We start from the raw sequence: 22747 nt of genomic DNA on the forward strand, positions 1-22747 counted from the left end.
GCACCGCGCTCAACTTGAAGCTTGTAGCTTGCAGCTTGCAGCTACCATCCTTTAAAGCAACTATTCAAAGCCGCGTTGATCTGTAGATAAGGCACCCTACAAGATGAGCCACCGCCATGAGTGAAGCGCAAAGCGGCAAGACCCCGGGCCTGTCTGCAGACGAAGAGCAGGAAGTCAGCCACAACCAGCCGCCCCGCGCGGCGGTGCTACACGAGATCATTCGTTATCAGGGTGACCAGGAACTGGAGCGCACCATTGCCGCACTGTTCTGGTCGGCGCTGGCTGCCGGCCTGACCATGGGCCTGTCGCTGATGGCCATGGGGCTGTTCTATTCGCGCCTGCCGCAAGGCGACAGCAGCCAGGTGATTGCCAGCCTCGGCTACTCGGCCGGGTTTCTCGCGGTGATCCTCGCCCGCCAGCAACTGTTTACCGAAAACACCCTGACGGCGGTGTTGCCGGTAATGACCGAACCGACCGTGCGCAACTTCGGCCGCTTGCTGCGTTTATGGTCGGTGGTGCTGGTCGGTAACCTGGCCGGCACCATCCTGGTGTCTTACGTGATGCTCAACCTGCCGATCTTCGACAGCAAGACCGACTTCGCCTTTCTCGACGTTGGCCGCAAGGTGATGGAGAACGACCTGAACCAGATGTTCGCCAAGGGCATCATCTCGGGCTGGATGATCGCCACCATGGTGTGGATGATCCCGTCGATGGAGACTGCCAAGGTATGGATCATCCTGATGATCACCTACCTGATGGCCCTGGGTGATTTCACCCATATTGTTGTAGGCTCGGTGGAAGTTTCCTACCTGGTCTGGGCCGGAGAGGTAAGCTGGGCGGCCTTCTGGCTGGACTTCGCAGCACCGACGCTGATCGGCAACATCATAGGCGGCAGCTTTATATTCGCCCTGATCAGCCACGCCCAAGTGCGCAGCGATAGCGGCAAGCCACCCTCCGCCCTGCCCCGCCGTGAGCAGCACAAACAACCGTCGGCAGACAAGGAGCCCTAGGGCTCGCGCGCCGCCAGCGCCCGCTCACCGCCCTTGCGTAACTCCCGTTGTGGCTTGGGCTGCCACCAGGCCGGCCCGCTGTGTGGCTGCTCGATACTGACCCGCTCGCCGATCTGCGGCGTGCTCAAAGGTACCTGCGCCGCGTTGGCCAGGGCCAGGATACGGTCGAAGGGTTCATGCCAGCTGTGGGTGGAGAGGTCGAAGGTGCTGTTATGAATCGGCAACAGCCAGCGCCCGCGCAGGTCGAGGTGCGCCTGCAGGCTTTGCTCGGGCTGCATGTGTACATCAGGCCAATTGACGTTGTAGGCGCCGGTTTCGATCAGGGTCAGGTCGAAGGGACCGTACTGCCTGCCGATTTCCTTGAAGCCGTCGAAATAGCCGGTATCGCCACTGAAGAACACTTTCAGCGGGTCATCGATCATCACCCAGGAGGCCCACAGGGTGCTGTTGCTGTCGAACAGGCCGCGGCCAGAAAAATGCTGCGCCGGGGTGGCGACAAATCGCACACCTTCGACGCTGGTTTCCTGCCACCAATCCAGCTGCCTGACCTTGGCCGCCGGTACGCCCCAGCCGATCAGAATATCGCCCACCCCCAAAGGCGCAATAAAGTGCTCGGCGCTAACGGCCAGTTGGCGTATGGCCTGCTCGTCGAGGTGGTCAAAGTGGTCATGGGAGAGGATCACCGCGGTCAACGGCGGCAACTCCTCGAGTTTCAGCGGTGGCGGGTGAAAGCGCAGGGGCCCGGCCCATTGCACCGGCGAGGCGCGCTCGGCGAACACCGGGTCGGTAATGAAGAAGCGCTCGCGCAGTTTCAGCAATACCGTGGAATGCCCCAGGCGCCAGACGCTGTGGTCCGGGGCCTCGAGCAACTGCTGGCGGCTCAGTGGCTGCACGGCGATGCTGACACTGGGGCGGGTATCGGCGGGCTTTTTCAGGAACAGGTACTTGAGGCCGATACGCAGTTTTTTCATCACCCCGTCCTGGGGCAATTGCGCCTGGTTGCGATAACGCCCATCCTGGCGTTGCGCCGGTTCACCGGCCTGGGGAGTCAGCGGGGCCATGAGCAGAAACACTCCAAGGATGAAGGTAAGTTTCATGGTACCCCACAGTGATTGCATCAACCGTGAAATGGCTTGTAAGGCCATTTTTCAACAGCCTGCGATTGTTCAACAATATTGACAGCATTTATGCGATAAACGGCGCCCCGGAACAGACCAGCATCCATGATGGAAAAGAAAAACGGCAAGGGACTTTCATTTGTACAGCGGATCTACCTGCCGCGCATCATCGGCCTGGGGATCGGCATGCTCAGCGTTATGGCCGGGATTTCCAGCCTGCCGGTGCCCGCCTGGGTATGGGGCCTGCTGCTGTTCAACGGCCTGGTGTGGCCGCACCTGGCTTATCAGATTGCCTTGCGCGCCAAGGTTCCGTATCACGCCGAGTACCGCAACCTGCAACTGGACTCGCTGATGGGCGGGTTCTGGACCGCCACCCTGCAGTTCAATCCCCTGCCCAGCGTGACCATCCTGGCGATGATGGCCATGAACAACTTCGCTGCCGGTGGCCAGCGCCTGTTCATCAAGGGCCTGCTGATCCAGGGCCTGGGCATGCTGCTGTCGATGGCCCTGTTCGGCCCCGGGCTGCAATTGCATGCCAGCACCCTGCAGGTCTATGCCTGCCTGCCGATGCTGACCCTGTATCCCATGGCCGTTGGCTGGGTCTGCTACCGCCTGGCGATGAAGCTGTCTGAGCACAAGCGCCGGCTAAGCGCCCTGAGCCGTACCGACAGCCTCACCGGCCTGCTCAATCACGGCTCGTGGAAGGACCTGCTGCAGCTCAAGTTCCAGATCTGCCAGCAGCAAGGCCGCGAGGCGGTGATCGCGATCATCGATATTGACCATTTCAAGGCCATCAACGACACCTACGGCCATGTGGTCGGCGATTGCGTCCTGCACCAGTTGAGCAACGAGCTCAAACGCACCCTGCGCGAAGATGACCTGGCCGGACGCTACGGCGGTGACGAGTTCTGCGTGATTCTGCCGGATACCCGCATGGAACACGCCAGTCAGGCCATGGAACGCCTGCGCGAGCGGGTTGGCAGCTACCGCAACCCGCAACTGCCGGAGCTGCGCATCAGCCTCAGTATCGGCCTGGCCAGTTGCAGCGCGGCCCTGCCCGACCCTGAAGCCTGGCTCAACGAGGCCGACAAAGCCCTGTACTGCGCGAAGAAAGCCGGGCGTAACCAGGTCAATTTCGCCCATTCGGACCTCAGCGCGCTGAAGCTGGCCTATCCTGACTGAATGTTCGTCCTTGCGGTACGGCCGCAGGGATGCTGCTTCATTAAGGAACAGCTCGCGTATGGACAGGATTGCCGATGTTCCGCCAGCCAGCCAACGCCCCAGCCTGCAGACGCGCAAGCTTATTGCCGCGATTGCCGCGTTGTTCGCCCTGGCCTGCCTGATCGCCCTGGGGGCATTGTTCAACATCGCCACCACGCTCAATGCCAACGAGCGGGAAAAAAGCAGTTTCTACGCCCATAAAGCCCTGGACCAGCGCCTGGAGTCGTCGCGCCAGTTTCTCTCCAGCTACGCGGTATGGAACGCCGCTTACGAGCACCTCAATGCCAGCCCCGACCTGCATTGGGCCTATGACGAGAAGAACGTCGGCGATTCGCTGTACACCGCCAGCGGCTACGAAGGGGTGTTCGTCGTCGATGACCAAACCACCAAATACGCCCTGTTCAAAGGCCAGTTGAGCAAGGCGCCAGCGAGCACCTATATAGAGAACCCGTTGGGCCCGATTATCGCCAAGGCGCGCAAAGTTGCAGCCGAGCGCCAGCAGATCACCGAGCATGTGTTGTTCAACGGCTGGCCCGCCGTGCTGGTTGCCGCCGCCATTCGCCCGGACGACGAGGTGCTGAGCATCGACCCGCAAACCACCTCGGTCATGCTCTTCGTCGATCAGCTGACCCCGGAAAAACTCACCCGCCTGGGCACCGGTGTCGGCCTTGCCGGCATGCACATCGAAAAAGCCGACGCGCCGCTGGCGGACCAGCCCAGCCTGATGCTCGGCGACACCGGCTACCGGCTCGACTGGATCACCCCGCGCCCTGGCGACCAACTGCTCTGGGCCGTGTTGCCGCCGCTGCTTGGCGCCATGCTGGTGCTGGGCCTGCTGATGGTGTACTTCTTCCGCTATGCCCTGCGCACTTCACGGCAAATCGATGCCAACCTGCGCCGCCTGCAAGCCAGCAACCTGGCGTTGGAAGCCAGCGAGCAACGCTTTCGCGCCGTGGCCGAGGCGGCCTCGGACTGGATCTGGGAAACCGACCGCCATCACCGCCTCAGCTACCTGTCCCAGCGCTTCGTCGCCGTGACCGGTTTTCAGAGTGAAGACTGGCTGGGCCAGCCGCTCAATCAATTGCTCAGTTGCGAGACCACGCCGCTGATCCAGTGGCTCGACAACCAGGCCGATTCCGACTCGCAGCAGGTCGCCAACCTGCGCTGCGCCTACCGCGACCATACCGGCCAGGTGCGCTTCTGCCGGGTCTCGGCGCGCTCGATCGTGTTCGATGGCAAGCTGGTCGGCTATCGCGGCACCGCCAGCGACATTACCGATGAGGTGGCGGCCCATGCGCGCATCCAGCACCTGTCGATGCACGACGCGCTGACGGGCCTGGCCAACCGCAACAAGCTCTCACGCTTTCTTGATCAGGCATTGCTCAAGGGCCAGGACGCCACTCCATTGACCTTGCTGTTGCTTGACCTGGACAGCTTCAAGCCGATCAACGATTCCCTCGGCCACGCTGCCGGCGACGCCGTGCTGCTTGAGGTAGCCGCGCGCCTGCGCGAATCGACCCGTGACGGCGACCTGGTGGCGCGGCTGGGTGGCGACGAGTTCGTGCTGGTGATGAACGGCATGGACAGCCGCAACGAAATCGACCGCTTTTGCGCGCGCTTGATCGACAGCCTGCACCAGCCGATCTACTTCGAAGAACAGGCCCTGCACATCGGCGCCAGCCTCGGTGTGGCGCAAACGCGCCTGCAGGGCTTCGATGCCGGCGAGCTGATCCGCTGCGCCGACATCGCCCTGTACCAGGCCAAGGCCGAGGGCAAGAACACCTGGCGTTACTTCTCGCCAGAGATGAACGAGCAGATCCAGTACCGCCGCCAATTGGAAAACGACTTGCGCAAGGCGCTGAAAAACAACGAGTTCATCCTTCACTACCAGCCCCGCTACCGCCTCGAGACCCTCGAGATCGTCTCGGTCGAGGCCTTGGTGCGCTGGCAGCATCCAGTCGAGGGTCTATTAGGCCCGGACACCTTCATCCCCCTGGCCGAGCAGACCGACCTGATCGTGCCCCTGGGCCGCTGGGTGCTACGCGAAGCCTGCGAAACCGCGCGCAACTGGCCGGCCGGCCTGCTGGTTTCGGTCAACCTTTCGCCTGCGCAGTTCTCGCGCAGCGACGTGGTCAGGGATGTTCACCAGATTCTGGTCGAGACCGGCTTCCCGGCCCAGCGCCTGGAACTGGAGATCACCGAGAACGTGATGCTCAACGATATCGAAGGTGCGCTGGGCACCATGAATGCACTCAAGGAACTGGGCGTGCGCCTGAACATGGATGACTTCGGCACCGGTTACTCGTCGCTGGGCTACCTGCGTACCTACCCGTTCGACAGCATCAAGATCGACAAGCGCTTCATCGCCGGGCTCAGCAGCGATGGCAACGACCGCGCCGTGGTGCAGGCGATCATCAACCTGGGCAAGGCCATGGGCCTGACCGTGACCGCCGAAGGGGTGGAGACCGAGCAGCAACTCAAGGCCCTGGGCAAGGAGCAATGCCACGAGGTGCAGGGCTACTACCTGAGCAAACCGATCGACAAACTGGCTTTCGAGGCGCTGCTGCAATCTGCCGACAACAACCGCGCCAGCGTCTCCTAGGCCGCAGGTAACCCCAATCGCGCCCGCACCAGCTTGAGCAGGTTCGGCCCGACCTGGTCGAAGCCCTTGTTCTGCGCAACGATCTGTACCCCCTCAAGCAGCAGCGTCAGCTCGAACGCTGCCTGCTGCGGTTCGACCATCCCTGCCTCTTCGCACAAGCGCACCAGGCGCGCCGCCTGACGACGCTTGTGCGCCTCGATCAACTCGCGCGCCGGGCTGTCACACACCGGCAACTCCGCCAGGGTGTTGGTATAGGCGCAACCACGGTGCGAAGACAGCAGCGGTTCCTGGACCAGAAATTCGGCAAATCCGAGGATCTGTCGCGTCGGCTGGCCGTTGAACTGTTCGGCCAGGCGCGCCCATAGCTCATCGTATTCGGCCATCAACAGACGCAACCACTCCACTACCAGCACGTCCTTGGATTCAAAATGCCGGTAAACGGTCATCTTGGTGGTTTCTGCCTTGGCAGCAATGGCATCGACGGTGACACGGCTGATGCCCTCGTTGAAAAACAGCTCGTGGGCGGCATCCAGGACCCGCTCGCGCGGGGGCAAACGGGCGATTCGTTGCGAACGCATGGGCAGACTCCGGTTGACGACGATACTAATCAGTATCACTCTATACTCTCGAGTATCGCTCGATACCCATCGGTATTTTATCGTCAATTGCCCCGGGAGTGCGCAATGAAGGTGAGTGAATATGTGCAATTCGATGCCATCGGCCTGGCCGAGCTGATTGCTCGAAGGCAAGTCAGTGCCGTTGAAGTGCAGGCGGCGGCGCAACAGGCCATCGCCAACGTCGAACCCCGGCTCAATGCGCTGGCTGAACATTGGCACGACGAACCTCTGCCAAGCGCTGCTGAAGGTCCGTTGTATGGCGTGCCGTTTCTGATCAAGGACCTGGCGATCAGCATGCAGGGCCGTGCTCATGAGTTCGGCAGCCGCCTGGCCCAGGGCACCGGCAGCAGTGCCGACTCGTTCCTGATGCAGCGGTTTCGCCGCGCAGGATTGCTCACCCTGGGGCGCACTACCGTCCCGGAACTGGCGATCAGCACCACCACCGAATCGCGCCTGTGCGGCCCGACCCGCAACCCCTGGGACCTGAACCGCAGCGCCGGTGGCTCCAGTGGCGGTTCGGCAGCAGCGGTAGCCAGCGCCATGGTGCCGGTGGCCCATGCCACCGATGGCGGCGGTTCGATCCGGGTGCCGGCTGCAGCCTGCGGCTTGTTTGGCTTGAAGCCCAGCCGCGGGTTGATTTCCATGGGGCCGTTCCTGGACGAGGCCTGGAACGGCCTGGCGGTACAGGGGGTGCTCAGCCGTTCGGTGCGTGACAGCGCCCTGCTGCTCGATTGCATGGCCGGGGCAGAACCCGGTGACCCGTTCCAGGTGGCGCCAGCACAGGGCAGTTACCTGAGTGCGCTCAAGCAAGCGCCTGGGCCGTTGAAAATTGCCGTGCAGTTGCATCCGCTCAATGGCCAGCGCAGCGATCCGCTGATGCTCGAGGCGCTACAGGGCCTGGTCCGCACCCTTGAAGGTCTTGGCCACCGGTGCGAGCAGGTAGACCTGGACATCGGCCTGTCGTGGGATGCTTTTGTCGAGATGAACGCGCGCTTCTGGGCCAGCAATACCGCAGCCTGGCTGGACGCATTGAGTGCCCAGACGGGTCGCCCGCTCGATGCTGACTGGCTGGAACCGGCAACCTTGGCGCTTAACCGTTACGGCCAGGCGCTGCCGGCTACCGACCTGCTGGCGGCGATGGACCAGCGCAATCAGGTCAGCCGGCAACTGGGCGGGTTCTTCAAGCGTTTTGACCTGCTGCTGAGCCCGACCATGAGCCAGTTGCCGCCGGTGATCGGCGCCTACAACGCCGGCCAGGAACAGCTCGACGGGTTGGGCTGGATGCATCGGGTGTTCAACCACTCGCCTTTCACCGCCCTGGCCAACATCTGCGGTACGCCGTCGATGTCGCTGCCGCTGTATCAGGATGCAGCCAGCGGCTTGCCGGTGGGTATGCAGTTTACCGCCGGGGCTGCGGGGGAGCGCCTGCTGCTGAGCCTGGCCGGGCAACTGGAGCAGGCGTTGCCCTGGCGCGGGCGCACCCCGCCGGTCTGGGCGGCGCATAGTTGAAAAGCACCGCCGGCAACGCCGGCGATGTGGCCGCTCAGGCCCGCAGCCGTCGCTGCGCGGCGATCTCCGGCAAATCCTTGCGGCGCAGGTAAACCCGCAGCGGCTCGGTCACATTCAACCGTTCATCGACGTTCTGCGCCAGAAGAATCTCGATCAAGGCTCGGCTCAAGGTCATGACCTCGGCCTCGGCGGCCTGCCAGACGAATTCGTTGCTCGGGGTGATGCTGTCGTCAGCCACGTCCATGCCGAACGAGTCTTCGCTGAAACGCACGATGTGCTTGCCAAGCTTGCGATGAAAGCCGACAAAGCCCTTGAGCTGGTCAGCAGCGGCGCAGATGTCCTGGGATGTGATGTGCATGTCAAACCTCACTTGAAAAAGGGGATTGGCACGCTGGGCGATAGGGGTTGCGCTCTGGCGGGCAACTCGGGGACCAAGGTTAATGGAAATTCATCGCATTCGGTAAAGGATTTTTTTACCCAAGCGGCAGTTGCTCGCTAGACTTATCTTTCTCAACGCCTTCCAGTAGTCAGCGAACGTGGATGATTCATGAGCACCGCCGTCACTTCCGATATCGCCACGATCAGCCGAATCAACGCAGTACCGGCCATCCTGCAAGTGATCTGCGAGACCACCGGCTTGCGTTTCGCCGCTGTCGCCCGGGTCACCGACAGCAGCTGGACGGCCTGCGCGGTGCTCGACTCGCTGGGCTTTGGCCTGGAGGTCGGCGGCGAACTCGACCTGATCACCACACTGTGTCACGAGATCCGCGCCAGCCACCAGACCATCGTGATCGACAAGGCCAGCGAAGACGAGCTGTACTGCAACCACCACACCCCGCGTATCTACAAGTTCGAAAGCTATATTTCGGTGCCGGTGTTTCGCACCGACGGCAGCTTCTTCGGCACCATCTGCGCCCTCGACCCATTGCCGGCCAATCTCAAAGGCAGCGCCATCCAGCCGATGATGGAGTCCTTCGCCCGCCTGCTGTCGATCCAGATCGAAAGCGAAGAGAACGCCCAGCAAACCGAACAGGCCCTGGAAGAAGAACGCGCCATCGCCGACTTGCGTGAACAGTTCATCGCCGTGCTCGGCCACGACCTGCGCAATCCGCTGTTCGCCATCACCGCCGGTGCCGAACTGCTCAGCCAGCGCCTGCAGGACGAAAAAAGCCGCGCCATCGCCCAGCACATCCTGACCTGTGGCCGGCGCGCCAACCAGCTGGTCCGCGATGTCCTGGATTTTGCCCGTGGCCGCCTGGGCAACGGCATCATGATCAACGTCCAACCCTGCCCGGATCTGGCCGACGCCCTCAGCCACGTGGCTTCGGAGCTGCAACGGGTGCATCCGCAGCGCTTGATTCGGCTGAACATCGGCGATCTCGGCGACATCCAATGCGACCGTGAACGGGTCACCCAATTGCTGTCCAACCTGATTGCCAACGCCCTCACCCACGGCGCCGCCGACAGCCCGGTAAATGTCATGGCCGATATCCGCGAGCGGGTGTTCGTCCTCGGTGTGCACAACCTCGGTGAACCGATTGCACCCCAGGTGATGGCGCAGTTGTTCCAGCCCTTTTCACGGCCACGCGATGATGCGCCGCAACCCGGCCTGGGCCTGGGCCTGTATATCGCCAACCAGATTGCCCTGGCCCACGGCGGGCGCATGGAGGTGGTGTCGAGCGCCGAAGCCGGTACGCTGTTTACCTTTCGCTTGCCGCTTGATCGAGTGGTGCCTGAAGCAACTGCGCCAGCCAGTCCATGAAAGCCCGCACCCGTTGCGGTAGGTGTAGTTGCCCGGCGTAGAGCAATGACACCGGCATCGGGGGCGATCGAAACCGATTTCGGCGGCGTGGTACGCGACACCACCGAGGTCAATGACTTTATCGCTGGCCAGCGTCTGGAAGTCTCCGGCGGCATGTTTCTTTAAGCGCTCAGCGCTGCACTTGGTCCTCGCGCACCTGCACACTGGCGGTCATGCCGGCGCTGAGGTTGACCCCTTCAGGCACCTGATCAAGCTTGATCCGCACCGGAATGCGCTGGGCCAGGCGCACCCAGTTGAAGGTCGGTTCAACTTCGGCGAGCAACTGGCTGTCGGGGTTGGCGTTGCGGTCGGTGATGCCGCGGCTGATGCTCTCGACATGCCCCTGCATCGGCTCGCCAGCGCTCATCAGCCAGACCTTGACCGGGTCTCCGACGCGGATGCGTGGCAGCTTGGTCTCTTCGAAGTAGGCCTGGACGTAGAAGGTCGAGTCGTCCACCAGGGCCATCACCGCCTGCCCGGCATTGACGTAGTTGCCTTCGGCCAGGCGCAGGTTGGTGATATGCCCGCTGCGCGGCGCCTTGACCTGGCTGCGCGCCAGGTTGATGGCCGCGACCTTGACCTCGGCCAACGCTTCGCGCAATTCGCCACGGGCAACGGCGGCGTTGATCTGGGCATTTTCGCGCAGTTCCGCGCTGATCGCCTGAGGGCCGAGGGCGGCACGGCGCGAGGCTTCGTGTTCGCGCAGGCGCAGTTGTTGCTGGCGGGTTTCGGCCACAGCGTTGGCTTTGTCCAGGGCGGCCTCGAAGCGGTCACGGTCGATCGACATGAGCAACTCGCCGGCCTTGACCTGCTGGTTGTCACGCACCTTCAGCTCACGTACCCAGCCAGATACGTCCGGGGCAACGATCACCACGTCAGCGCGAATCTTCGCATCACGGGTCCAGGGCGTGAGCATGTAGTACTGCCAGAGCTTCCAGCCGGCAAAAATCGCCACCGCCACCAGGCACAGGGTTACTGCGATACGTACAGCAGCACGCATGGTCACACTCCTTATAACGGCCCCAGCACGTGGGTCACCAGGGTCAGAATACAAACGAACAGCGCGCAGTCGAACAACGCCTCATGCCAGACCCAGCGCCCCAACGGCGTGTAGCGCAACAACAGGCGCAACACCCCGGTCAGCAGCAAGGCCAACAACACATACAGCAGAAACGGACTGAGCAACACACCGCCCAGCGCCCATTCACGCAAGCACATGGATTTCCTCCTGTCGACGGCACCACTTGCCCCAGCTCTTCTGCAATTGCAGCACAGCACCGATGGCCAGGCGCAGCGGGTCACTCGAAGGCACGCTCTGCAGTGCGTCGATGAACTGCTCGCTGGCCGCATCCAGGCGCTGGCCACGCCCCGGGGCCGGGCCGCTGGCCAATACTGATTCAAGTTGTTGCAGGTACTGGCGCTCGGCGGCGGCCACCGGCGCCTGGGCGACTGCCAGGCACATGCGCAGGTGCAGTAGCTCGTCGCCGATATCCAGGCCGTGCAGGCCATCGTCCCAACGCCCGCGCTCCTGTTCGGGCAAGGCGCCGTAGTGCCGGGCCAGTTGCAACAGGCGATCGGCCATGCGTCCACCAAACCAGCTGTCGGCGCCGCGCAGGTCGCGGCGGGTCAGGCGCACCAGGTCGCTTTGGGTGGCAGCGCGCAGGCGTTTGCCATGCCAGGCCGGGTTGCGCAGCACCAGCAACTTGAACGCCAGCACTGCGGCGCCGACACCCATGAGCATGGCCTGGGCGCTGTTGAAGAAGTTGGCGACATCGAAACTCATGACATTGAGCGGCGCCACCAGCACGATAAAGTGCAGGCAATAAGAAGTAGCGGTGGCGCCAATACGCGGATTGGCCATGCCCAGGGCGCCAAAGAACAGCGGCACGCCCATGGCCAGGCAGAGCATGGCAAAACCGCTGAGCTCCGGCAGGAGGATCTGCCCGACCACGAACGCCACCGGTATCGCCAACAGTATCCCGCGCAAAAAACTCATGCCGATCTGCGCGCCATTCTCGCGGCTGGCGAACAAGCTGCAGACCACGCAGGTCAGCACCAGGCCACCGGGGGCAGCCTGCCAGGCAGTGGCCAACCAGAAGCTGGCCATGGCCAGGAACGCCAGGGCGCTGCGCGAGCCGAACAGCAGCGCCAGCGATACATCGCGGTGAACCGCCAGGCTGTCGGGTACATCGACGGCCGGCTTGCCCTCCTCTACCCCACGCAGGGCCAGGGTCGCAGCCATGGCGTTGTCCAGCAGCAAGGTCAGGCGCGCCAGGCAGTAATGCTCGGCGGAGCTGATTTGCTCATCGTGGGCTGCATCCCAGACGCGCTGGCGCAACAGCAACAGGCTGGCCTGGTCGGGGCTGGCCAGCAGCGCCTGAACCTCTTCCAGCCACGGCGCCAGGTGCTGCGCCTGCTGTTCATCCAGTTGCCGCCATTGCCGGCGCACCGAACGGGAAATGCGCAGCAGCACCAGCAGTTTCTGGCTCAGCCCGCGAATCGCCCGGGCGCGCTGACGGCCGAGGCTGCCTTCGAACCAGGCATGTTCACGCTGGGAATCCACCGCCACGATGCGCCCGAGAATCTCCAGCAGGCCCTTGCGCCCCTGTTCTTCACCACTCAAGGCGGCGCTGGCGGCCTGCAGCCCGCTTTGCCAGGCCTGGCGCGCCTGCCCGCTCAGCTGTTGCTCGACGCGCATCGGCCAGAGCAAGGCGCTGGTGGCCGTGGCGCAGACAATCCCCAGGCAGATTTCGGTACAGCGCGCCACCGCCTGGTCGAACACCAGCAGCGGATGGTTGATGGCCGGCAAAGCGATGATTGCCACGGTGTAACCGGCCAGCACGAACGAATAAGCCCAGGCACTGCGCAGCAAGGTCGAGCAGGCGGTGCACAGCGCCAGCCACAAGGCCAGGGCGAACAGGAACAGCCACGGGGTCTGGGCGAAGGCGCCAATGAACAGCACCGACATGACCGTGCCGACCAGGGTGCCGAGCAGGCGCGCCAGGCCCTTCTGCACCACCATCCCAGACAGCGGCTGGGCAACGATGAACGCGGTCATCAGTGCCCAGGCCGGCTGCTCAAGCCCCCAGCGCAGCGCCAGCCACAAGGCCAGGCCGCCACCAAGCAGGGTTTTGAGGGCAAATTGCACAGCGGTTTTGTTTGGCGCCAGCAGGGCCTGCAACGTGATGGGCACGGGACGCACCTTGAACGACGGTGTAGTAAAGATAGTCAGGATGAAGCGAGAAGTTCAGGGCTTAATTATTAGCTAGCTAACTATTAATGGTCCAGAGGTGCTGAAAGGTTTTTTTACCAGACAAAAAAATGGGCGACCGAAGTCGCCCTAAATGCCTTGCGTGCTCGTGACTGGAAAGGATCAGCGCTCTTTGCGCTTGTTCGAGTCTTTCCAGATGAATATTCCGAATCCGACGAAGAACATCAGCATCAGACCGACCGTAATCACTCCAGCGATAACCACATTATCGAAGAACATGTCGGCCTCCATTCGCCTGAACCTGTCCGATGGGCTTAAGGTAGCGAATGGCTCAGGGGAGGAAATTGACCGAGGTCAATAGCGCCCGGAACCGGGCGCGCAAGGCGGGTGCAGGCTTGACCTGCATCAAGTTTTCAACGCTTCTTGGGTTTGCCCTTGGGCTTTTTCTTCTTGGCCTTGCCCAGCGGCATGGCCTGCTCGAACGCCTGACGAACTTCGTTCAGACGCTTTTCATTGAGGTCGTGGACCCGGCGTGCACGTTCGGCACCGAGGTCGATCAGGTTGTTTTCTTGGCTCATGGCGGGCTCGGAAAGCTGACTGCAGTGCTGCAATCATGAAGGCTGCAGCCGGCGCTGACCAGTGGCGCTTGTATCTTCAGACTTCGATGTCCACCAGCAGCCCCTGGCGCGGCTGCTCACCCATCAAGGGTGCCACCGGCACGGTGTTGTCGGCGTTGACTTCATCGCCGGGCAACGCCTGGTACAGCTCTTCGTCCTGGCTCGACGGGCGTCGGCGCTGCTGGCGGCGCTGCTCTTCGCGCAAGAGGATCGCGGCCTGCTCCGGGTCACGCTGCTTGAGGTCAATGGTACTGTCGCTGGAGCTCGGTTGCGCCGGGACCACGGGTTTGATGTCTGGCGTCGGCTTTACCGGGTCCAGTTGTTGTGTCACGGGTGCAGCACTGAGCGGGATGAGGGGCGGCAGCATGGGATGATCTCCTGTCGCCAGTGTGTCGGCTGATGGCCACGGGCCTTGAGCCAGTGCCGGCAAAATGTGCGGGGCGCTTCACAGTTGCCGCCTACTGTTCTTCGTCCTCGTCCGTCGGGGCGGGCTGGGCTTCGCTCCACGGCCGTTTGAGCACTTTGTTCCAGACGTCGTTCACGTGATCGCGCAACACTTGTGGTGCATCCTTGAGCGACGGGCTGTCTTCGCGCTCACCGCCATATGGCTGCTCGCCCTCGATAGCGATCAGCGACTGGCCATTGATAGCATAGCTGGCCTGGCCCTCACGCAACTCGACACGCAGTTCATGGGGGTCGACGCCGCCGCCACAAAAGGCGTGGCTGGCGACCGTCAGCTCGGCCAGGCCGTTGTTGTCGAGGTCACTGACGCCGCTGACGTCGGTATAAAAGCCGACATCCAGGTCGAGCCCGGAGCAGGTGGTCTCGTTCTCGATCTTCCAGCGCGGCTTGAAGCTGTCATCGCCCTGGCGCTCATACAGCGTTGCCGTGAGCACCACGCGATCGACGTCCTGATCGGTCTCTTCATCGCTGACCTGGTCGTCATTGCGGCTGAGCACCAGCAAACCTTCGCCCTCGCGGTCGTGGTAATGCACGCTCTGCAGCGGCGATTGCACGCCCAGGGCCTCGAGTTGCGCAGCGGGAATCGGCGCCAGAATTTCGAAACCTTTGTTGTCACAGGCAGCCAGCAGAAGCACGCCCGCCACGGCCAGCGTTCGGATGAACCACGGGTTGGAGATCGGCATGGCTGTATCGGGCCCTCAATGGCGACAGCGGTTTTCGTCGATGAAGTTGCTAGACTCTTTGGTCTGCACAGAGCTATCCGTTAAGATAGTCGGCTTTTTCATGGCGGGAGTCAGGCAGTATGGCGCAGCAGTATCAACCGGGGCAACGCTGGATCAGCGACAGCGAAGCCGAGCTAGGTCTGGGGACCGTTCTGGCACAGGACGGCCGCTTGTTGACCGTGCTCTACCCGGCCACTGGCGACACCCGCCAGTACTCCCTGCGCAATGCGCCCCTGACCCGGGTGCGCTTCTCGCCTGGCGACCAGATCACCCATTTCGAAGGGTGGAAGCTGACCGTGCGCGAGGTCGAGGATGTCGACGGCCTGCTGGTCTATCACGGCCTGGACGCGCAGAACCAGGCGCGCACCCTGCCGGAAACCCAGCTGTCGAACTTCATCCAGTTCCGCCTGGCCAGTGACCGCCTGTTCGCCGGGCAGATCGACCCGCTGCCGTGGTTCTCGTTGCGCTACAACACCCTCGAGCACACCAGCCGTCAGTTGCAGTCGTCGCTCTGGGGCCTGGGCGGCACCCGCGCGCAACCGATTGCCCACCAGTTGCATATCGCCCGTGAAGTGGCCGACCGTATCGCCCCGCGGGTTCTGCTGGCCGACGAAGTAGGCCTGGGCAAGACCATCGAAGCCGGCCTGGTGATCCATCGCCAGTTGCTCTCGGGCCGCGCCAGCCGTGTGCTGATCCTGGTCCCGGAGAACCTGCAGCACCAGTGGCTGGTGGAAATGCGCCGGCGCTTCAACCTGCAGGTTGCGCTGTTCGATGCCGAGCGCTTTATCGAAAGCGACGCCAGCAACCCCTTCGAGGATGCCCAACTGGCGCTGGTTGCCCTGGAATGGCTGACTGAAGACGAAAAGGCCCAGGACGCGCTGTTTGCCGCCGGCTGGGACCTGCTGGTGGTCGACGAGGCGCACCACCTGGTCTGGCATGAAGACCAGGTCAGCCCCGAGTACGCCCTGGTCGAGCAACTGGCCGAGGTCATCCCCGGCGTGCTGCTGCTCACCGCGACCCCGGAGCAACTGGGCCAGGACAGCCACTTCGCGCGCCTGCGCCTGCTCGACCCGAACCGATTCCACGACCTGGCCGCGTTCCGCGCCGAAAGCGAGCACTATCGCCCGGTAGCCGAAGCGGTCCAGGAGCTGCTCGACGAAGGCCGCCTGCCGCCCAAGGCCCACGCCACCATCGAGGGTTTCCTCGGTGCCGAAGGCGAAGCCCTGCTGGCTGCGGTCAACGATGGCGATACCCAGGCCAGCGCCCGCCTGATTCGCGAGTTGCTCGACCGCCACGGCACCGGCCGCGTGCTGTTCCGTAACACCCGCGCGGCGGTCCAGGGTTTCCCTGAGCGCAACCTGCACCCCTACCCGCTGCCCAACCCCGACCAGTACATGGAGCTGCCGCTGGGCGAGCACGCCGAGCTGTACCCTGAGGTTGCTTTCCAGTCCCAGAGCGAAGGCAGCGAAGAAGAGCGCTGGTGGCGCTTCGACCCTCGGGTCGACTGGCTGATCGACACCCTGAAGATGCTCAAGCGGGTCAAGGTCCTGGTGATCTGCGCCCACGCCGAAACCGCCATGGACCTGGAAGACGCCCTGCGCGTGCGTTCCGGTATCCCCGCGACGGTGTTCCATGAAGGCATGAGCATTCTTGAGCGCGACCGCGCTGCGGCCTACTTCGCCGACGAAGAATTCGGCGCCCAGGTGCTGATCTGCTCGGAAATCGGCAGTGAAGGCCGCAACTTCCAGTTCGCCCACCACCTGGTGCTGTTCGACCTGCCAGCCCACCCGGACCTGCTCGAGCAGCGTATCGGCCGCCTGGACCGCATCGGCCAGAAGCACACCATCGAGCTGCACGTGCCGCACCTGCAGAACAGCCCGCAAGAGCGCCTGTTCCAGTGGTACAACCAGGCCCTGAACGCCTTCCTCAACACCTGCCCGACCGGCAACGCCCTGCAGCACCAGTTTGGCCCGCGCCTGCTGCCGCTGCTCGAAAGCGGCGATGACGATGAGTGGCAAGCGCTGGTCGACGAGGCCCGTGCCGAACGCGAGCGCCTCGAAGCCGAGCTGCATAGCGGTCGCGACCGTTTGCTGGAGCTCAACTCCGGTGGCGCCGGTGAAGGCCAGGAGCTGGTCGAGGCGATCCTTGAGCAGGATGACCAGTTCGCCCTGCCGATCTACATGGAAACCCTGTTCGACGCGTTTGGCATCGACAGTGAAGACCACTCGGAAAACGCCCTGATCCTCAAGCCGAGCGAAAAAATGCTCGACGCCAGCTTCCCGCTGGGCGACGACGAAGGCGTGACCATCACCTACGACCGCAACCAGGCGCTGTCGCGTGAAGACATGCAGTTCATCACCTGGGAGCACCCGATGGTCCAGGGCGGCATGGACCTGGTGCTGTCCGGTTCGATGGGCAACACTTCGGTGGCGCTGATCAAGAACAAGGCGCTCAAGCCCGGCACCGTGCTGCTGGAGCTGCTGTACGTCAGTGAAGTGGTGGCTCCGCGAGCCCTGCAGTTGGGCCGGTACTTGCCGCCGGCCGCGCTGCGCTGCCTGCTCGACGCCAACGGCAACGACCTGGCTTCGCGGGTGTCCTTCGAGACCCTCAACGACCAGCTCGAAAGCGTGCCCAAGGCCAGCGCCAACAAGTTCATCCAGGCCCAGCGCGACGTGCTGGCGCCGCGGATCAACGACGGCGAAGCCAAGATCATGCCGCGCCATGCCGAACGTGTCGCCGAAGCCCAACGCCGGCTGGCGGCGCAAACCGATGAAGAGCTGGCGCGCCTGATCGCCCTGCAAGCGGTCAACCCGACCGTTCGCGACAGCGAAATCGACGCCCTGCGCAAGCAGCGTGAACAAGGCCTGGCGATGCTTGATAAAGCGGCGCTGCGCCTGGAAGCGATTCGGGTGCTGGTCGCCGGATAAACCGCGTCGTATTCATCGCTGGCAAAGCCAGCTCCCACAGGATCTTTTGGCAGAGATCGAACCCTGTGGGAGCCAGCCTTGCTGGCGATGAGGCCCCTCACGCTTGTGCAAGCTTGCCCGCTGCCTCCTCGCTGTCAGCCACCATCCCCTCGCGCATCCTCTGCGCATCCCGGCTGAAGCACCGCGAGGCCAGCAGCAGAAACACCAGCGTCAACATCAACGCCACCGGTATCAGGTACATCGCCCCGTGCAGGCCTTCAGCCTTGAATGCCTCGCTCATCTGCACCGCCCCCGCTGCCTGCATGGCCGCCACGGCAAAATGGTCCGAAAGCGCCCCCACCACCACAGGCCCCAGGCCGCCACCGAGCAGGTAAAGCCCGGCAAAGAACAGCGCCATGGCCGTGGCCCGCAGACGCGGCTGCACCACATCCTGAATCGCGGTGTAGACACAGGTATAGAAGTTGTAGGCAAACAACCAGCCGACACCGAACACCGCCACGAACACGCCGATCTCGATCCGCCCGGCATGCAGTGCCCAGGCGGTGGCCAGGGTGGCGATCAGCATGCTCAGGGCACCGAACAACAAGCGCCCGTTGGCAAAGCGCTGGTGTACCTTGTCGGCAATCCAGCCGCCAAGGGTCAGGCCAACCAGCCCGGTCAGGCCGACAATGACCCCGGTGGCCACCGCGGCCTGCTGCAGCGAGAGCAAAAAGTAACGCTGCAGCATCGGCACCATGAACGAGTTGCAGGCGTAGGTGGCGAAGTTGAAGGTAAGGCCCGCAAGCACCAGCCAGCAGAAGGTCGGCACACTCAGAACCCGGCGCAACGGCCGGTCCACGGGCGCCTGGGAGATCGCCACCGACTCCGCCGCGCCGCGCGCCGGCTCGCGGATCATGAACATGAACAGCGCCAGCAACAACCCGGGCACTGCGGCGATAAAGAACGGCGCCCGCCAGCTGTCAAAGGCCTGCACCATCGCACCGATGGTGAAGAACGCCAGCAACAGGCCCAACGGCAGGCCGAGCATAAAAATGCCCATGGCCCGCGCGCGTTTTTCGGCGGGGAACAGGTCGCCGATCAGTGAGTTGGCGGCTGGCGCATAGCTGGCCTCACCGATGCCTACGCCCATGCGCACCAGCAAAAAGCTCCAGAAGCTGCCGACCATGCCATTGACCGCGGTCAACCCGCTCCAGGCCATCAGCCCCCACCCCATCAGTTTGCTGCGTGAACCGTTATCGGCCAGGCGCCCCAGCGGCAGGCCGGCAATGGCATAGACCAGGGTGAAGGCGGTACCGATCAAGCCGATCTGAAAGTCGCTCAGGTGCCATTCCAGGCGGATCGGCTCGATGATGATGGCGGGAATGGTGCGGTCGAAGAAGTTGAACAGGTTGGCCAGAAACAGCAGGAACAGGATTCGCCAGGCGTTGGCCGCTTGAGTGGAGCTCTGCATCGATCAGTCCCTCGTTATTATTGTTCGGGGCTTTCCAGCACGCCGAACTGAATCTAGAGGGCACTTGCCGATCTGTCTGCCACCATTGACCGGACTGATACCGGGTAATTGTAACCATTTGCAGTTTTAGAACCTGGCGCTATTGGTTCAATGACCAAATCGTAGGAATCAATATGCCATTATTCAGGATGGACTAATGCTGAGTTCCTATACTCCTGCACAACGGTCTCCAAGCGGGCTATAGGGGGACGAGTGCAAACTCGAAAAAGAGGCATGCTATGGAGTGGCTGGGGCTGCAAATGCTCGCCGAACTTCCGGCAACCGGACAGATCCTTCTCGATTGCAGGCACAACCCCTACCTGGTGCTGCTTGCCTTTCTGATCGCCTGTGCCGGTAGCTTCGCCACCCTCGACATGGCCGAGCGCCTGAGCCACGTCGAGCAACCCGCGGCCCAGCGGCAATGGCGCTTGCTCGGCGCCTGCTGTCTGGCTGGCGGCATCTGGGCCATGCACTTCATCAGCATGCTGGCTCTGCAAACGCCGCTGGAGGTTCACTACGACGTGGCCCTGACCGGGGTCTCGCTGCTGATCATGCTGCTGGCCGGCTGGATGGCCATGAATACCCTGAGCCGCCAGCAACTGCTGCCGCGCCACTACCTGCAAGCGGCGGTGTGCTTCGGCCTGGGGATCATTGCCATGCACTACACCGGCATGGCCGCCATGCGCTCCAGCGCCCAGCAGTTCTATCGCCCCGACCTGTTCGCCGCCTCGGTCGCTGCCGCCATCGCCACCAGCCTCGCGGCGCTGCTGTTCGCCCGTTATTTGCGCAATGGCAGCGGCACCCTCTTTCAACTGATGAAGTACGGCGCCAGCCTGCTGATGGCCGGCGGCATTGTCGCGACCCATCTGCTGGGCATGGCCGCCTTGACCCTGGTACTACCCGCGGACACCGCGCTGTCGCTGCCGGTCAGCGACAACAGCCTGCAACTGAGCCTGACCATCGCCTTCATTACCCTGTTGATCAGCGCCAGCAGCATCAGCGCCGCGCTCTCGGACAAGAAGCTGCAAAGCAAGGAGCACGACCTGCGCCGGGTCAACGTGCTGCTCAGCCAGCTCGACCAGGCCCGGGTGTCCTTGCAGCAGGCCGCCCACTACGACGCCCTGACCAACCTGGTCAACCGCCGCGGCTTCAACCAGGTGTTCGCCGAGCGCCTGGCCGAGCAAACCGCCAATGACGGCATGCTGGCGGTGATGTTCCTCGACATCGATCACTTCAAGCGCATCAACGACAGCCTCGGCCATGATGCTGGCGACGAGTTGCTCAAGGTGATTGCCGCGCACATCAAGACCGCCACCCGTAGCCAGGATGTGGTCGCCCGTTTCGGTGGCGACGAGTTCTGCATCCTCACCGCCCTGCACAGCCGCGATGAGGCCCGGCACCTGGCCCAGCGCATCATGCAGAAGATGAAGGAGCCGATCGACCTGGCCGGTCGGCGCATGGTCATGACCACCAGCATCGGTATCAGCGTGTTCCCCGATGATGGCCGCAGTTGTGACGAGCTGTTGAAAAACGCCGACCTGGCCCTGTATCAATCCAAGGGTTGCGGGCGCAACAACCTGAACTTCTTCAACAGCAACCTGAAAACCCGCGCCACCCTCGAGCTGCAACTGGAAGAAGAACTGCGCATAGCCCTGCTCGAAGAACGTGGCCTGCGCATCCACTACCAACCGATTTTCGACCTTCACAGCGGCCAGGTGGCCAAGCTCGAGGCCCTGGTGCGCTGGCAACATCCACAGCACGGGCTGCTCAGCCCGGACCGCTTCATCGGCATTGCCGAAGCCAACGGCCTGATCGCCGAACTCGACCTATGGGTGTTGCGCCATGCCTGCGAAGACCTGGCCCAGCTCAACCGCCACGGTTACGACGGGCTCAAGGTAACCGTCAACTGCTCGGCGTTGACCCTGGCCCGCGAAGAACTGGCCCAGGAAGTCGAAGATGCCCTGCGTCAGGCCGGCATTCCGGCGCGCCAGCTGGAGCTGGAAGTCACCGAAAACGCGCTGATGGGCAACATCCACAACACCATCGCCCTGCTCAAGCGCATCCGCGCCCAGGGCGTGTCGCTGTCGATCGATGACTTTGGCACCGGCTACTCGTCACTGGCCTACCTCAAGCGCTTGCCGCTGGACACCCTGAAGATCGATCGCTCTTTCATTCAGGATGTACCGCGTTGCCGCCAGGACATGGAAATCGTCCAGGCCATCATCGTCATGGCCCACACCCTGCACCTGCAGGTGATCACCGAAGGCGTTGAAACCACCGAGCAGTACCAGTTCCTCGCCCAGCAAGGCTGCGATTACCTCCAGGGCTACCTGCTCAGCCGGCCCGTGCCGCTGGATGAACTGCGGCCGATCCTGGGCGAACTCAACCAGCGCCATGAACAGGCGCTGAGCAGCATCAATCCTTACGCCGGTACAGATCAATCAGTGTCGCCGGATCTTTTTGCAGATAGCCCTGACTACCATGCAAGCGCATCAATTGGGCGGCCAGGCCGCTGACCGGGGTCGACGAACCCTGTTCGCGGGAAAATTTCACCGCGCTATCCAGATCCTTGAGCAAGGTGCGCACGTGCCACCTCACCGGCTCGAAGCGACTGGCGGCCATTTGCGGGGCCAGGATCTGCAGCGGCCTTGAATCGGCGAAACCACCCGCCAGGGCCTCGGCGATCAGGCTGGCGTCGACGCCTGATTGCTCGGCCAGCGCCACCACCTCGGCAATCACCAGCGCATTGCAGGCAACGATCATCTGGTTGCAGGCCTTGGTTACCTGCCCTGCCCCGACCGGCCCCATGTGGGTCACGCGTTGACCAAGGGCCAACAACAGCGGGCGCACGCGCTCAAGGTCGGCCGCCTCACCACCGACCATGATCGCCAAAGTGCCGGCTTCGGCGCCTGGAGTGCCGCCGGAGACCGGGGTGTCGAGCCAGTGCATGCCGGTTTTCGCCGCCAGTTCGCTGGCCATCTCACGGGTAGCGGTCGGCTCGAGGCTGGAGAAATCCACCAGCAACTGGCCGGCCTTGCCTGCGCCAGCAATGCCCTGCTCACCAAACACCACCTCGCGCACCACCGCCGTGTCGGCCAGGCACAGCATCAGCACCTCGGCGTGCTGGCACAGCTCGGCCGGAGTCGCCACCTGGCGGGCACCGGCCTTGACCAGTTCGGCGCATTTGTCCGCCGAGCGGTTCCACACCGTCAGCGGATAACCCGCGGCCAGCAACCGCCGACACATGGGCAAGCCCATCAGCCCGATACCGGCAAACCCCAACGAAGGACGTGCAGTGCTCATGTACAGCTCCAGACAGATTAAAGAAGTTGACTGATCGGACGATTCAGTTTGCAGGCGTGGAAAGGAAAACTCCTACACAGGCATCGGGTTAACCCCTATCGCCCACGCCAAATGCGCACTGATACAGTCGCGAACCTC

General features: G+C 63.1%; 19 protein-coding genes and 1 pseudogene. 8 read left to right on the forward strand and 12 right to left on the reverse strand.

What is annotated here, in order from left to right; translation table 11 throughout:
- The first annotated feature begins 116 nt into the window (after positions 1 to 116).
- On the forward strand, positions 117 to 1010 hold the full coding sequence (locus LOY34_RS20835) for a formate/nitrite transporter family protein (RefSeq protein WP_258663965.1): 894 nt from the start codon (positions 117 to 119) through the stop codon (positions 1008 to 1010).
- Here the strand turns inward: LOY34_RS20835 and LOY34_RS20840 are convergent.
- A complete protein-coding gene (locus LOY34_RS20840; protein ID WP_258663967.1) occupies positions 1007 to 2107 on the reverse strand; it encodes an MBL fold metallo-hydrolase in 1101 nt (366 codons plus the stop codon). The two genes, LOY34_RS20835 and LOY34_RS20840, sit on opposite strands and share 4 nt — an antisense overlap.
- A 129-nt stretch (positions 2108 to 2236) precedes the next feature.
- Here LOY34_RS20840 and LOY34_RS20845 point away from each other — a divergent pair, with 129 nt between their 5' ends.
- Together LOY34_RS20845 and LOY34_RS20850 are read left to right on the forward strand one after the other, a co-directional pair.
- A complete protein-coding gene (locus LOY34_RS20845; protein ID WP_195885916.1) occupies positions 2237 to 3310 on the forward strand; it encodes a diguanylate cyclase in 1074 nt (357 codons plus the stop codon).
- Positions 3311 to 3368: 58 nt separating this feature from the next.
- Positions 3369 to 5951, forward strand: coding sequence for an EAL domain-containing protein (locus LOY34_RS20850; RefSeq protein ID WP_045197863.1), 2583 nt, complete (start codon positions 3369 to 3371; stop codon positions 5949 to 5951).
- Here the strand turns inward: LOY34_RS20850 and LOY34_RS20855 are convergent.
- Entirely contained in the window at positions 5948 to 6529 is a 582-nt protein-coding gene (locus tag LOY34_RS20855; RefSeq protein WP_195884848.1) for a TetR/AcrR family transcriptional regulator, read from the reverse strand. The two genes, LOY34_RS20850 and LOY34_RS20855, sit on opposite strands and share 4 nt — an antisense overlap.
- Before the next feature lie 105 nt (positions 6530 to 6634).
- Here LOY34_RS20855 and LOY34_RS20860 point away from each other — a divergent pair, with 105 nt between their 5' ends.
- Positions 6635 to 8077, forward strand: coding sequence for an amidase (locus LOY34_RS20860; protein ID WP_258663970.1), 1443 nt, complete (start codon positions 6635 to 6637; stop codon positions 8075 to 8077).
- 34 nt (positions 8078 to 8111) lie between these two features.
- On the opposite strand, the gene LOY34_RS20865 is transcribed toward LOY34_RS20860, so the two are convergent.
- Entirely contained in the window at positions 8112 to 8435 is a 324-nt protein-coding gene (locus LOY34_RS20865; RefSeq protein WP_045197857.1) for a DUF2025 family protein, read from the reverse strand.
- 189 nt (positions 8436 to 8624) lie between these two features.
- On the opposite strand from LOY34_RS20865, the gene LOY34_RS20870 reads away from it, so the two are divergent.
- Together LOY34_RS20870 and LOY34_RS27600 are read left to right on the forward strand one after the other, a co-directional pair.
- The gene (locus tag LOY34_RS20870; RefSeq protein WP_045197854.1) at positions 8625 to 9839 is read left to right on the forward strand and encodes an ATP-binding protein; all 1215 of its coding nucleotides are present in this window, start codon (positions 8625 to 8627) and stop codon (positions 9837 to 9839) included.
- Positions 9840 to 9893: 54 nt separating this feature from the next.
- A pseudogene (locus LOY34_RS27600) lies at positions 9894 to 10004 on the forward strand (short-chain dehydrogenase); the annotation flags it as partial.
- A gap of 4 nt (positions 10005 to 10008) precedes the next feature.
- Here LOY34_RS27600 and LOY34_RS20880 read toward each other — a convergent pair.
- The 7 genes from LOY34_RS20880 to LOY34_RS20905 all read right to left on the reverse strand — a co-directional run bounded on the left by LOY34_RS20880 (position 10009) and on the right by LOY34_RS20905 (position 14851).
- On the reverse strand, positions 10009 to 10878 hold the full coding sequence (locus tag LOY34_RS20880) for an HlyD family secretion protein (protein ID WP_258663972.1): 870 nt from the start codon (positions 10876 to 10878) through the stop codon (positions 10009 to 10011).
- An 11-nt stretch (positions 10879 to 10889) separates the two neighbouring features.
- Positions 10890 to 11096: a DUF1656 domain-containing protein gene (locus LOY34_RS20885; RefSeq protein WP_195884851.1), complete on the reverse strand. Its 207-nt coding sequence runs from the start codon at positions 11094 to 11096 to the stop codon at positions 10890 to 10892.
- Entirely contained in the window at positions 11083 to 13071 is a 1989-nt protein-coding gene (locus LOY34_RS20890) for an FUSC family protein (protein ID WP_195884852.1), read from the reverse strand. The genes LOY34_RS20885 and LOY34_RS20890 overlap by 14 nt, the downstream gene beginning before the upstream one ends.
- A 180-nt stretch (positions 13072 to 13251) precedes the next feature.
- Positions 13252 to 13368 carry a cytochrome c oxidase subunit CcoM gene (ccoM, locus tag LOY34_RS27375; RefSeq protein ID WP_010221102.1) on the reverse strand — a complete coding sequence of 39 codons (117 nt, stop codon included), beginning with the start codon at positions 13366 to 13368 and terminating at the stop codon, positions 13252 to 13254.
- 134 nt (positions 13369 to 13502) lie between these two features.
- Positions 13503 to 13667 carry a hypothetical protein gene (locus LOY34_RS20895; RefSeq protein ID WP_093380215.1) on the reverse strand — a complete coding sequence of 55 codons (165 nt, stop codon included), beginning with the start codon at positions 13665 to 13667 and terminating at the stop codon, positions 13503 to 13505.
- Positions 13668 to 13743: 76 nt separating this feature from the next.
- The gene (locus LOY34_RS20900) at positions 13744 to 14073 is read right to left on the reverse strand and encodes a hypothetical protein (RefSeq protein ID WP_045197844.1); all 330 of its coding nucleotides are present in this window, start codon (positions 14071 to 14073) and stop codon (positions 13744 to 13746) included.
- 91 nt (positions 14074 to 14164) lie between these two features.
- The gene (locus tag LOY34_RS20905) at positions 14165 to 14851 is read right to left on the reverse strand and encodes a M949_RS01915 family surface polysaccharide biosynthesis protein (RefSeq protein WP_195884853.1); all 687 of its coding nucleotides are present in this window, start codon (positions 14849 to 14851) and stop codon (positions 14165 to 14167) included.
- A 119-nt stretch (positions 14852 to 14970) separates the two neighbouring features.
- On the opposite strand from LOY34_RS20905, the gene rapA reads away from it, so the two are divergent.
- Complete coding sequence (gene rapA / locus LOY34_RS20910) at positions 14971 to 17817, forward strand: RNA polymerase-associated protein RapA (RefSeq protein WP_258663975.1); 2847 nt, start codon at positions 14971 to 14973, stop codon at positions 17815 to 17817.
- Positions 17818 to 17914: 97 nt separating this feature from the next.
- Here rapA and LOY34_RS20915 read toward each other — a convergent pair whose 3' ends face one another.
- Positions 17915 to 19267 carry an MFS transporter gene (locus LOY34_RS20915; protein WP_045197838.1) on the reverse strand — a complete coding sequence of 451 codons (1353 nt, stop codon included), beginning with the start codon at positions 19265 to 19267 and terminating at the stop codon, positions 17915 to 17917.
- Positions 19268 to 19545: 278 nt separating this feature from the next.
- Here LOY34_RS20915 and LOY34_RS20920 point away from each other — a divergent pair, with 278 nt between their 5' ends.
- Positions 19546 to 21822: a bifunctional diguanylate cyclase/phosphodiesterase gene (locus LOY34_RS20920; protein WP_258663977.1), complete on the forward strand. Its 2277-nt coding sequence runs from the start codon at positions 19546 to 19548 to the stop codon at positions 21820 to 21822.
- Here the strand turns inward: LOY34_RS20920 and LOY34_RS20925 are convergent.
- Positions 21722 to 22609, reverse strand: a complete 888-nt coding sequence (locus LOY34_RS20925; protein ID WP_195884856.1) for an NAD(P)-dependent oxidoreductase — start codon at positions 22607 to 22609, stop codon at positions 21722 to 21724. The two genes, LOY34_RS20920 and LOY34_RS20925, sit on opposite strands and share 101 nt — an antisense overlap.
- Positions 22610 to 22747: the final 138 nt, after the last annotated feature.

The sequence above is a fragment of the Pseudomonas sp. B21-009 genome, assembly GCF_024749345.1.
Lineage (GTDB): Bacteria > Pseudomonadota > Gammaproteobacteria > Pseudomonadales > Pseudomonadaceae > Aquipseudomonas.